9 protein-coding genes are annotated in these 12050 nt (G+C 69.6%); 3 read left to right on the forward strand and 6 right to left on the reverse strand.

From position 1 onward, the window contains the following. Nucleotides 1-15: 15 nt before the first annotated feature. Nucleotides 16-816, reverse strand: coding sequence for a CPBP family intramembrane glutamic endopeptidase (locus ACFWP5_RS25575; RefSeq protein WP_384160920.1), 801 nt, complete (start codon nt 814-816; stop codon nt 16-18). A gap of 186 nt (nt 817-1002) precedes the next feature. Here ACFWP5_RS25575 and ACFWP5_RS25580 point away from each other — a divergent pair, with 186 nt between their 5' ends. Beyond that, nucleotides 1003-2790, forward strand: coding sequence for a substrate-binding and VWA domain-containing protein (locus ACFWP5_RS25580; protein WP_384160923.1), 1788 nt, complete (start codon nt 1003-1005; stop codon nt 2788-2790). A 24-nt stretch (nt 2791-2814) separates the two neighbouring features. Here ACFWP5_RS25580 and ACFWP5_RS25585 read toward each other — a convergent pair whose 3' ends face one another. Next, a complete protein-coding gene (locus tag ACFWP5_RS25585) occupies nt 2815-4332 on the reverse strand; it encodes a glutamate-cysteine ligase family protein (protein WP_384160926.1) in 1518 nt (505 codons plus the stop codon). Nucleotides 4333-4854: 522 nt separating this feature from the next. Between ACFWP5_RS25585 and ACFWP5_RS25590 the strand changes: the two genes are divergently transcribed. Continuing rightward, nucleotides 4855-5439: a hypothetical protein gene (locus ACFWP5_RS25590; protein WP_384160929.1), complete on the forward strand. Its 585-nt coding sequence runs from the start codon at nt 4855-4857 to the stop codon at nt 5437-5439. 283 nt (nt 5440-5722) lie between these two features. Next, complete coding sequence (locus tag ACFWP5_RS25595) at nt 5723-5914, forward strand: DUF5999 family protein (RefSeq protein ID WP_033283380.1); 192 nt, start codon at nt 5723-5725, stop codon at nt 5912-5914. 132 nt (nt 5915-6046) lie between these two features. Here ACFWP5_RS25595 and ACFWP5_RS25600 read toward each other — a convergent pair whose 3' ends face one another. The 4 genes from ACFWP5_RS25600 to ACFWP5_RS25615 all read right to left on the reverse strand — a co-directional run bounded on the left by ACFWP5_RS25600 (nt 6047) and on the right by ACFWP5_RS25615 (nt 11934). Then, entirely contained in the window at nt 6047-7090 is a 1044-nt protein-coding gene (locus ACFWP5_RS25600; RefSeq protein ID WP_384160932.1) for an endo-1,4-beta-xylanase, read from the reverse strand. Between the two features lie 91 nt (nt 7091-7181). Continuing rightward, nucleotides 7182-8645 carry a glycoside hydrolase family 43 protein gene (locus ACFWP5_RS25605; RefSeq protein WP_384160935.1) on the reverse strand — a complete coding sequence of 488 codons (1464 nt, stop codon included), beginning with the start codon at nt 8643-8645 and terminating at the stop codon, nt 7182-7184. A gap of 57 nt (nt 8646-8702) precedes the next feature. Further along, nucleotides 8703-11249 carry a DUF4118 domain-containing protein gene (locus ACFWP5_RS25610; protein WP_384160938.1) on the reverse strand — a complete coding sequence of 849 codons (2547 nt, stop codon included), beginning with the start codon at nt 11247-11249 and terminating at the stop codon, nt 8703-8705. Nucleotide 11250: 1 nt separating this feature from the next. After that, entirely contained in the window at nt 11251-11934 is a 684-nt protein-coding gene (locus ACFWP5_RS25615; protein WP_384160940.1) for a response regulator, read from the reverse strand. Nucleotides 11935-12050 lie beyond the last annotated feature (116 nt).

Consider the following 12050-nt stretch of genomic DNA (forward strand, 5'->3'; position numbering starts at 1 on the left):
TGTCCCGCACAGGAGTTACGCCGTGGGCAGCCAGCCCACCTTCCCCGCCAGCAGCGCGTAGCCGACGAACGCCCCGATGTCGAGCAGGGAATGCGCCACCACCAGGGGACCCACACGGCCCCAACGCCGGTACAGGTACACGAACACCACGCCCATCACCATGTTGCCGATGAAGCCGCCGATGCCCTGGTAGAGGTGGTAGCTACCGCGCAGTACGGAACTGGCCACCAGCGCGGTGCCCGGCGTCCAGCCCAACTGGCCGAGCCTGCGCAGCAGATAGCCGACGACGATCACCTCTTCGAGGATCGCGTTCTGCATCGCGGAGAGGATCAGGACGGGGTACTTCCACCAGACGTCGGGGAGCGCCTCCGGTACCACCGTGAGGTTGAAACCGAGGCCGCGGGCCGCCAGGTAGAAGGCGATTCCGGTGCTGCCGATGACCGCCGCGATGCCCGCCCCGCGCCCCAGGTCGGGCCAGCGGCGGGTGCGGTCGAAGCCGATCGTGCGCAGGCTCTCGCCCTCCCGCAGGAGGAAGTGCGCGACGAGTGCGACGGGGACGAGCGCCGACGCGATCCCGAACAGCTGCCAGGCGAGATCCAGCCAGGGACGGCCCGGTGCGGCCGAGGCGTTGAGGGTGGCCGCCTGGTCCTTGAGACCTCCCGGTTTCGTGACCGATCCGACAAAGCTGATCAGGGCGGACACTCCACTCGCACCGAGCGAAAGCCCCAGAACGAGCAGTGCCTCGGACCGCAGAATCCGCCGCGTGGGCCGCTCCAGCGGAAAAGATTCGGCCACCTGCCCTGCCTCCACCTGCACACCTGCCTTCAGTTCGGAAATCCCGCCTCATGCCCATCTTCGCCCCGCTAGGGTCTCGAAAGAACTTACGAAGATCGTGCGCGACAGGCCGTTGGGGGGACGGACGCCGTACGGGGCGAACCTCCCCCATGTCTGCCATACGGCCGCATACCGGCACGAGGTTCAACAGGGAGGGGCACCACCGTCATGGGACGTCACAGCTTGCCCGATCAGTACGGGGCGGGCGGCAGCGACCCCCGTCCTCGCGCGCGCCGCCGTACGGTGGCCATCGCCACGGTCCTCGTGCTGACCGTCGCCGGCGGTACCGCCGTAGCGGTGCAGAGCGGGTTGCTCTCCTTCGGTTCCTCCTGCCGGAAGAACGCCGTACGGCTGAAACTCGCCGCCTCCCCCGACATGACTCCCGCCCTGCGCGCGGTGGCCGGACAGGCGCGCGACGCGAACATCACGTCCGACGGGCAGTGCCTGAACATCTCGGTGACCGCCGAGGAGTCGTACAAGTTCGCGGACACGCTCAAGGCGGGCAAGCACCCGGACGTACAGGTGTGGGTGCCCGACTCGGAGCTGTGGGTGAACGAGGTCTCGTCGGCCGCCGACAGCAACGCCACGGAGGTGACGCCCGCGGGCAACGTGGCCTCCACGCCGGTCGGTGTGGCGATGGTCCCGGCCGCCGCGAAGTCGCTGGGGTGGCCGCAGAAGACGTACAGCTGGCTGGACCTGGCCGGTGCCACTCTCCAGGACGACTCGCTCCGGCTGGGGGCGGCCGACCCGGCGCGCAGCGCGACCGGGCTGCTGGCGCTCACGCAGCTGAGTACGGCCGCAGCGAAGGTCAAGGGCGGGGCCACGCAGGCGGCGGCGATGATGAAGACGTTGTCGCAGCGGATCTCGGACACCGACAGCCAGGTCCTGGACACCCTGCCGCGCAACTCGTCCGGCACCGAGCAGGGCAATCCGAAGCGCAACCAGGCGCTGGTCCTCAGCGAGCAGTCGGCGTTCGCGTACAACGCGTCGGCCGACGGCGACGGGAGTCTCGACCTGTTCTATCCGAAGGACGGCTCGCCTCGGCTCGACTATCCGTACAACCTGGTCGACCAGGAGCGGCTGACGACGGACGAGAGCCGGGCCGCGATCCGGTTCATGACCTATCTGAGCCAGCCCGCGCAGCAGAAGCTGATGGAGAAGTACGGCTTCCGCACGGATGACGACGCCGCGCCGAAGGCCGTGATCGCCAAGGCCGGTGGCACCAGTCCGCAGCCGTACGCCGTGGCGGCGGCCGAACCCGCCTCCGACGCGGCGCTCCAAGAGGCCCTGGGCACCTGGACGATCACGGTGCAGAGCGCGCGGATCACCACGGTCGTCGACGCGTCCGCCTCGATGGCGGAGACGGTGCCGGGGACCGGGCAGTCGCGGATGGACGTCACCAAGGGCTCGCTGTTGCAGGCGCTGGCCACGTTCACGCCCGAGGACGAGATCGGGCTGTGGGAGTTCTCCACGAAGCTCGACGGCGACAAGGACTACCGCGTCCTGGTGCCGACCGAGCGGCTCGGCGACCGCAAGGGCGACGGCACCCAACGGGACGCTCTGTCAGCGGCGTTCGGCTCGCTGAAGCCGGTGCGGAACGGGGCGACGGGGCTCTACGACACCACACTCGCCGCGTACAAGGCGGCCACGTCCTCCTATGTGAAGGGGAAGTTCAACGCGCTGGTCATTCTCACCGACGGCGTCAACCAGGACCCGGGCAGCATCTCCCGCTCCACGCTCATCAAGCAGTTGCAGCAACTCGCCAGCCCTGAACGGCCGGTGCCGCTCATCATGATCGCGGTGGGTCCGGAGGCCGACAAGGAGGAGGCCCGGCAGATCGCCGAGGCGACCGGCGGCTCGGGCCACGAGGTGACCGACCCGGCCCAGATCCAGTCGGTGATCCTCCAGGCCATCGTGGCGGCGGGCGCGAAGGGCGCATCCACCAACGCGGGCTGAGGCAACCGTAGTTCACACCACAGCTCACCCCAGCCGCACCGGCTCCGGCAACCCCACCGGCCACGTGTGGACCGGCTCCCCGAGGTGCATCAACTCGCTGTAGCGGCGGGTCGTGGCGGCCAGCGCGGCCTCCCTGCTGAGGCCCTGTTCCAGGGCGCGGTGGAAGGTGGCGGCCTGCCAGGTCGCGCCGTTGGCCCGGCGCCGGCAGCGCTCGTCGATGACGCCCAAGTACAAGTCCCGGTCGGCCGGTTCGACCCCCCACGCGTCCAGGCCGGCCTCCGCGAGCGGCAGCAGTTCGTCGCGTACGAGGGCCACCGCGTCGATCTCGGTGGTGCCGCCGAGGCGTCCGCGCCGGGGCCAGAGCAGGCGGGCGTCGATGCCGTGGCGGCACGCGGTGTCGAAGTTGGCGGCGGCGGCCTCGAAGGGCAGCCGGGTCCACACCGGCCGCGACTCCTCGGCGAGGGCGCGGACGACGCCGTAGTAGAACGCGGTGTTGGCGATGACGTCGGTGACGGTGGGGCCCGCGGGCAGGACGCGGTTCTCGACGCGCAGGTGCGGGACGCCGTCGGCGATGCCGTAGACCGGGCGGTTCCAGCGGTACACCGTGCCGTTGTGCAGGACGAGTTCGGCGAGGGTGGGGATGCCGCCCGCGTCGAGGACGTCGAGGGGTTCCTCGTCGTCGTGGATCGGGAGCAGGGCCGGGAAGTAGCGCAGGTTCTCCTCGAAGAGGTCGTACGCCGAAGTGACCCAGCGCTCGCCGAACCACGTGCGGGGGCGGACGCCCTGGGCCTGGAGTTCGGGCGGGCGGGTGTCGGTGGCCTGCTGGAACAGCGGGGGCCGGGACTCGCACCACAGCTCACGGCCGAACAGGAAGGGCGAGTTGGCGCCCACGGCGACCTGCGCGGCGGCCACGGCCTGGGCCGCGTTCCACACGTCGGCGAAACGGTCCGGGGTGACCTGGAGGTGCAACTGCACGGAGGTGCAAGCGGCTTCGGGCGCGATGGAGCCCGAGGTGCAGGTGAGGTGCTCGACGCCGTCGATGTCGAGGACGAAGTCCTCGCCGCGGGCGGCCACGATCTGGTCGTTGAGCAGGGTGTACCGGTCGACCGCGGAGAGGTTCGAGGAGACCAGGTCGTCCCGGTCGAGCGTCGGCAGAATGCCGATCATCAGTATTCCGGCGTCGACCTCACCCGCTTTCCGATGAGCATATGCCAGTGAGGTACGGATCTCCTCGGCGAGCCGGTCGAATACCCGGCCCTCCAATCGGTGTGGGGCAATGTTGACTTCCAGATTGAACATGGCGAGTTCTGTTTGGAAATCTCGGCTCGCGATGCGTTCAAGCACCTCTCCATTCAACATTTTCGGCATGCCGTCGGAGCCGACGAGGTTCAGTTCGATCTCCAGCCCCATGAGGTTCTTGGGTCGGTCGAACCGCTTCTCGGCCAGCAGCCGCTCCAGCCCCGTCAGGCAGCGCCGCAGCTTGTCGCGGTAGCGCTGGCGGTCGGCCAGCTCGAACGGCCCTGCCACGACCTTCTCACCCATCGAAGCGTCACCTCCTCGTCCCCGGGTCAGGAAGGATGATGCCCAGCCCTGGCGATCGATAACGTCCCGGACCGGCCCGGCACCCGCTACTCTGGTCGAACGTGACCCGCGGCACATTCACGAGGCATGCGGCAGCGAGCAGTTCCCGCACAATGAAGACCTCGTGAAAAACGCCGACGAGAATTGGCCGACCCCATCGGTGACATATCCCGAGGTCATCGCCGCGGGGCCCGTTCGGAACCGGGATGATTCCCGTGAATCGCTGGCCGAATAGGTCCTTGTTGTTCATACGGGAAACGGTTAGACGAAACATCACCTGAACCCGTGTCGTATAAACTGCGCGAACAAGGCAGAAGGTTGGCGCCCCGGTCCTGGAACCTGCCGTCGAGGTGACGTGCGGCAGGCCGTACCCATGTGCACAGAACCCGGCCCCGGCCTCCCTGACCCCGAGAGCTGACAGCGCCGTCCGCCCCCGCCCCGCCCTCGTGCCACCAGTGCCTGTCGAATGAGAGGCGACCCACCATGCCGCTGCATGTCCCCCCGGCTCCCGCGCCCGCCCTGCGCTCCGTTCTCACGGCACTCGGTTCCCCCACCGCAGTCCGCGAGGCCCGAACCCCGTCCCTGCGCGCGGCCCAGGGACCGGCAACCCCCGAACTCCCTTTGCCCCTGCATGTGTTGGACCGTGTGTCCGCGGACGGGACGGCCGTCACCCGGCTGGCCGGGTGGCGTTTCCTGATCCGCTGCGGTGACCGCGCGGTCGCCGCGGCGGAGACGATGCTGACCCCCGACGGCTGGGCGTTCTCGCACTTCTTCGAGGGTCCCTACATCGCCTCCACCGAGCGGGCGCTGCGCCAGGCCGAGAACATGAAGGGCGCCTACCAACCGCGCCTCCTCTCCGTGCCCGGCCTCTACATGCTCACGCTCTGGCTGCACGGCGACCTCACCGCGGACGGCGCCGACGGCCACCCCGCCGCGACCGATCTACTGGTCCCGCTGGCCCCGGCACCACCCGGCATCGCGGCCCACCGGCCGCACCGGGTCGCCGACTTGCTGCCGGTGCTGACCCATCGGGTGACTCCCGCGCCGCTGCTCGGTTCTCCCGCCTGACATTCCCCCGCCGTCACCCCCGTACCCCGCCGCCGAATTCCCGGCAGCGGGGTACGATCGCGTTTCCGGCCCTTTTACGCTCGTTACGCTCGTACGAGCAGGAAAAAGCTCGTACGAGCCGGGAATTGGGATGAACCGTCCGCGCGGGTGATGCGTCATCAACCTGTGAGAAGCGGTGCTGCTAAATCCCTGCGGATTGACGTCCATGGGGCAACACTGGGTTCGGACCGACTCAACACCACGGGGGACGGACATGACCACAACAGAGCGAGAGATCCCACCAATGTGCAAGCACCAGCCACCGTGTCCCACAGCCGAATCCGCCGACCGGGAATCCGCCCGCCTCATGGCGCACCACCCGGAACAGGGCTGGAGCCTGCTGTGCAACGGCGTTCTCCTGTTCGAGGACACCGGTGAGCTCCTGCCCGACGGCCAGATCATCGCCCCGCACCGCCAGGTGGTGACGGCCGCCTGAGCACCACCACGGGCGGTTCCGCCGCGCCGCCCGTCGCTGTGCACTGCAAGAACATGAGGGGCCGGCCGCACATACTCGGTGCGCACCGGCCCCGACGCATATCCGGGGTTGTTCACTCCCCGTAGTCGGCTGTTATCGCAGCGCCTCACGGAGCGCGTAATAAGCCGGTTTCGCATTCAGCTGCTCGTCCCACGGAAGTGCCGCTCCCTCCCCCGGGAAGAACGCCGGAATCCACGAATACCTGTCCGTGTAATCCCAGATGGTCACCCCGGCACACCCGCGCACCGCGAGGCACGCCCCGGTCAGGTCCCGGTACCAGGTCGCCTGCTCGGTCAACTTGGCGTCGGTCGCCGGGAGTTGCATCCGTACGTCGACCTCGGTGAGCGCGGTGTCGAGATCGAGGCGGGAGAAGCGGCGGAGGTTGTCCTCCAGCGTCGCCGGATAGCCGTACTGGAGCGCCAGGTGCGCCTGGAGGCCGATGCCGTCGAGCGGCACGTGCTGGGCCTTGAGTTGCTTCGCGAGGGCGTAGTAGGCGTCGCTCTTCGGGCCGGTCGCCTCGATGTTGTAGTCGTTGAGGTACAACTTCGCGTGCGGGTCGGCCTGGTGGGCACAGCGCAGGGCGTCGGCGATGTAGCCGGGGCCGAGCGTCCGGTACCAGATGGTGTCGCGGTAGGTGCCGTCCTCGTTGAGCGCCTCGTTGACGACGTCCCAGGAGTAGACCTTGCCGCGGTAGTGCCGTACCTCGGCGGTGATGTGCTTCTTCAGTACGGCCCTCAGCTCGTCCGCCGTCCAGGTGCCGGACGTGAGCCAGTCGGGCAACTGGCTGTGCCAGACCAGGGTGTGGGCGCGGACCCGCTGGTGGCTCGCGCGGGCGAGGTTCACGATCTGGTCGCCGTTCGTCCAGTCGAAGACGCCCTGTCGGGGCTCGGTGGCGTACCACTTCATGCCGTTGCCCGGGGTGATCATGTCGAACTCGCTGCCGAGGAGCTTCGTGTACGCGGTGTCGGTCAGCTCGGGGTTGTCGGTGGCACTGCCGAAGTAACGGCCGTGGCGCTCGGCGAGTTGGGCGAGAGTGCGCGGATTCTCGTGGGCCTGGGCGGGCGGGCCGGTGGCGATGCCCGCCGCGATGAGGACGGCGGCGAGGGCGCCCGCGAGTCTCAGTCTGTTTCTGGGCATGGTGCGACTCCTGTCCGTAGGTGAGCGGTACGTGAGGTGGCGCCCGTGCTGGTGAGGGTCGAAACTTTCGGAGTCAATCCAGAAAGATGTGCTACGGCCGTTCGTAGTCGAACCAGTCGAAGGCCGCCTCGCCCTCGGTGACGTACATGCCGATCACCCGCCCCGTGAAGCCCCCGGCGACCTGGGTGGAGAGATAGCGCCCGTCCAACTCGGCCAGTTCTACGGCGCCTTCGGGACCCTCCACGGAGAAGGTGAGGGTGTCGGGGGCGCGCGAACCGACGTCTGCCGTGCTGATGTCGACGGCAAGGGTGACCGGCCCCGGCTCCACCGGGTGCTCGGCTACGCGCTGCCGTACGGGACCGATCCGTGCGACCACACTCGCTACTCCCCCGGCGACCTCGATGTCGTAGTGATGGGCCTCGTCCATGCGGACGGAGAGGCCGGCGCGGCCGGACCCGGGGTCGATCCGGACCGACGCGCGGCAGTCGGGGTGCTGTTGCCGGCGGCCGATGAAGGTGTGGCCCGGTTCGTCGAGGCCGGCGCCCGTCGCGGTCAGCGTCAGCCATCCCGGACGGCGGGTCAGCGACCAGTTGTCGTCCGGCCTGCTGCGCGGGGAGATCCAGGAGAAGGCGAGGGTCGGGGCGTCGAAGTCGTCGCGTACCGGCGGGAGTTCGAGGGGGTGCCAGGCAGCCGGAGCCGGGTGCTGTTCCTGTACCGGGCCGACCAGGGGCCAGCCGTCCACCCACTCCACCGGAGTCAGGAAGGTCTCCCGGCCCAGCACGTGGAAGCCGGGGAACCAGCCCCGGGGCCGGGTACCGAGGAGCACCATCCACCAGGTGCCGTCGGGGGCGGTGACCAGGTCGGCGTGGCCGGTGCTCTGGATCGGGAGGTCGGTGCTGCGGTGGGAGAGGATCGGGTTGGCGGGGGACGGTTCGTAGGGGCCGCGGGGGGAGCGGGCGCGGGCGATCGAGACGCTGTGGCCGTGCGCGGTGCCGCCCTCGGCGAGCAGCAGGTACCACCAGTCGCCGACGCGGTAGAGGTGCGGGGCCTCCGGGTGCTGGAGTCCGGTGCCGGACCAGATCGGGAGCAGGCCCTCCAGGACCTTGCCGGTCGTCGGGTCGATGCGGGCCACCTTCACCCCGGCGACGGCGCACCAGCAGTTGCCGTCCTCGTCCCAGGCCAGGTCGGGGTCGATGCCGGGCACGTCGACGAGCACCGGGTCCGACCAGGGGCCCTCGGGCCGGTCGGCGGTGACGATGAAGTTGCCCTTTCCGCTCACCTCGGTGGTGATCAGGTAGAAGCGGCCGTCGTGGTGGCGGAGGGTCGGGGCGTAGATGCCGGCCGAGGCGGGGGTGTCGTCCGGAAGGTCCAACTGGCTTGGCCGGTCAAGGACGTTGCCGAGTTGGCGCCAGTGGACCAGGTCCCGGCTATGGAAGAGCGGGACCCCGGGGAAGTACTCGAAGCTGGAGCACACGAGGTAGTAGTCCTCGCCGACCCGGCACACGCTGGGGTCGGGATGGAAGCCGCCGATGACCGGGTTGCCGTAGGTCCGCATGTGTCTCCGCCCCTCCGTCCGGCCCGTGTTCGAAAGTTTCGGGCCGATTGACGAACATTACGGAGCCGGACTGTAGGTGGAACCTTCGACGGGGGCAAGGGTGGGTGCGGGGGCGAGGTGGAGGCTGAGGACCATCGTGAGGCCGCCGCCCGGGGTGTCCTCGGCGCTCAGCGTGCCGCCGAGGGCCTCGGTGAAGCCGCGTGCGACCGCGAGGCCGAGGCCCACTCCGGCGCCGCGCGGGGCGTCGCCGTAGCGCTGGAAGGGTTCGAAGATGCGGTTCTTGGCCTCGCCGGGGACGCCGGGGCCACGGTCGACCACCCGGATCTCGACGCGGTCGGCGATGGCACTCGCCTTGACCAGTACGGGAGTTCGCTCCGGGCTGTACTTGACCGCGTTCTCGACGATGTTGGCGACGGCGCGTTCCAGCAGGCCCTTGTCGACGGGGACCATCGGCAGGCTTTCGGGGATGTCGAGTTCGACGCTGTCCTCGGGGACTCCGCCCAGCGCCATCGGGATCACCTCGTCGAGGTCCGCCTCGCGGATGATCGGGGTGACCGTGCCGGTCTGGAGGCGGGACATGTCGAGGAGGTTCCCGACGAGGTTGTCGAGGCGGTCGGCGCCGTCCTCGATGCCCGCCAGCAACTCCGCCTGGTCCTCGTCCGACCAGGCGACGTCCTCGGAACGGAGCGAGGAGACCGCCGCCTTGATGCCGGCGAGGGGCGTGCGCAGGTCGTGGCTCACGGCCGCCAGCAGTGCCGTGCGGATGCGGTTGCCCTCGGCCAACGCGCGTGCCTGGTCGGCCTCTTCACGAAGGCGGCGGCGGTCCAGTACGACGGCGGCCTGTGCGGCGAAGGCGGCCAGGACGCGGCGGTCCTCGGCCGGCAGGACCCGGCCGGAGAGGGCGAGTGCCATGTGGTCGCCGACCGGTACATCGACGTCCGCGTCCTCGGGGTTCTGGCAGGGGCGCGGGCCCACGCTGCCCGCGCAGGTCCAGGGTTCGACGTCGCTCGCGCGCTCCAGCAGGGCGGCGGACTCCATGCCGAAGGTCTCCCGGACCCGTTCCAGGAGTGCCTCCAGGCTGGTCTCGCCGCGCAGCACATTGCCCGCGAGGAAGGAGAGGATCTCGGACTCGGCGCGCAACCGGGCCGCTTGATGGGTGCGCCTCGCGGCCAGGTCGACCACCGATGCGACCGACACGGCGACGGCCACGAAGATCGCGATGGCGACGATGTTCTTGGGGTCGGCGATGGTGAACGTGTGCACGGGCGGGGTGAAGAACCAGTTCAGCAGCAGCGATCCGACCGCCGCCGAGGCCAGTGCGGGAAAGAGTCCGCCGAGCAGGGCCGCCGCCACGGTCAGGGACAGGTACAGCAACATGTCGTTGGCCAGGCCGACTTCGGGGGCGACGCTGCTCAACAGCCAGGTCAGCAGCAGTGGTCCGGCGATTCCGGCCAGCCAGCCCCAGACGATGCGGGCCCGCCCGAGCCGCGTACCCCGGTTCACGGGCAGTCCGCGTCCTTTGCCCGCCTCGTCGTGGGTGATGAGGTGGACGTCGAGATCGGGGCCCGAGTCCCGGGCGACCGTCGAGCCGACGCCGGGTCCGAAGACGTACTGCCAGCCCTTGCGGCGGGAGACACCGAGGACGATCTGGGTGGCGTTGACCCCGCGCGCGAAGTCCAGCAGGGCCACCGGGATGTCCTCGCCGACGACGTGGTGGAAGGTGCCGCCCAAGTCCTCGACGAGGGTGCGCTGTTGGGCCAGTTCCTTCGGGGAGGCCGAGGTCAGACCGTCGCTGCGGGAGATGTAGACCGCCAACACCTCGCCGCCCGCGCCCTTTTCGGCGAGGCGCGCGGCCCGGCGGATCAGGGTGCGTCCCTCGGGGCCGCCGGTCAGTCCGACGACTATCCGCTCGCGGGAGCCCCAGATCGCCGAGACGCGGTGTTCGCTGCGGTACTCCTGGAGGTAGGCGTCGACCCGGTCGGCGAGCCAGAGCAGTGCCAACTCCCGTAGGGCGGTGAGGTTTCCGGGGCGGAAGTAGTTGGAGAGGGCCGCGTCGACCTTGTCCGGTTTGTAGATGTTGCCGTGAGCCATCCGGCGTCGTAGCGCGGGTGGTGACATGTCGACGAGTTCGATCTGGTCGGCGCGGCGGACGACCTCGTCCGGGACGGTCTCCTGTTGCCGTACGCCGGTGATGGACTCGACGATGTCGCCCAGGGATTCCAGGTGTTGGATGTTGACGGTCGAGATCACGTCGATGCCCGCCGCCAGCAGCTCCTCGATGTCCTGCCAGCGCTTGGCGTTGCGGGAGCCGGGGATGTTGGTGTGCGGCAGTTCGTCGACGAGGGCGACTTCGGGGTGGCGGGCGAGCACCGCGTCGACGTCCATCTCGGTGAACGTCGTGTCCCGGTAGGCGAGTTCGCGGCGCGGGATCTCCTCCAGGCCGTGCAGCATCACCTCGGTGCGCGGCCGGCTGTGGTGCTCCACGAAGGCGACCACGCAGTCGGTGCCCCGCTCGGTTCGGCGGTGCGCCTCGGACAGCATCGCGTACGTCTTGCCGACGCCCGGTGCCGCGCCGAGGTAGATCCGGAGCTTGCCGCGTCCCATGTCATCCTTCGAAGCGGTAGCCCATGCCGGGCTCGGTGATCAGATAACGGGGGCTCGACGGGTCCCCCTCCAACTTGCGGCGCAACTGGGCCATGTAGACCCGGAGATAGTTGGTCTTGTTGCTCTGGGTCACCCCCCACACCTCCTGCAGCAGGTACTTCTGCGTGATCAGGCGGCCGGGGTTGGTGACCAGGATCTCCAGCAGATGCCACTCGGTGGGGGTGAGCCGGATGTCGTTTCCGGCGCGGGTGGCCTTCTTGGCGAGCAGGTCGATGGTGAAGTCGTCGGTGGTGACCAGGGTGGTCGCCGGGGCGAGCGGCACGTCCTCGACGCGGCGGACGGCGGCCCGTAGCCGGGCGAGGAGTTCGTCCATGCTGAACGGCTTGGTGATGTAGTCGTCGGCGCCCGCGTCGAGGGCGGCGACCTTCTCGTCGGAGGCCTGCCGCGCCGACAGCACCAGGATCGGGACCCGGGTCCAGCCGCGCAGCGCCTTGATGACGTCGACGCCGTCCATGTCGGGCAGTCCGAGGTCGAGCATCACGACGTCCGGCTGCCGTGCGGCCGCGAGCCGGAGCGCGGTGGCGCCGTCGGGGGCGGCGTCGACGCCGTACTGGCGGGCCTGCATGTTGATCACGAGGGCCCGTACGAGCTGCGGGTCGTCCTCCACCACCAGCACCCGTGTCATGGGGGTGTGCCTTTCGTGTGGTCCCTGGCGTGGCGGCGGGGGGGGGGGGGGGCCCGGGGGGGAACCCCGCGCCCCCCCACCCCCCCCCCGGGGGTGAGCCACACGAAAGGTTTGAA

This window comes from Streptomyces sp. NPDC058469 (assembly GCF_042721125.1).
Lineage (GTDB): Bacteria > Actinomycetota > Actinomycetes > Streptomycetales > Streptomycetaceae > Streptomyces.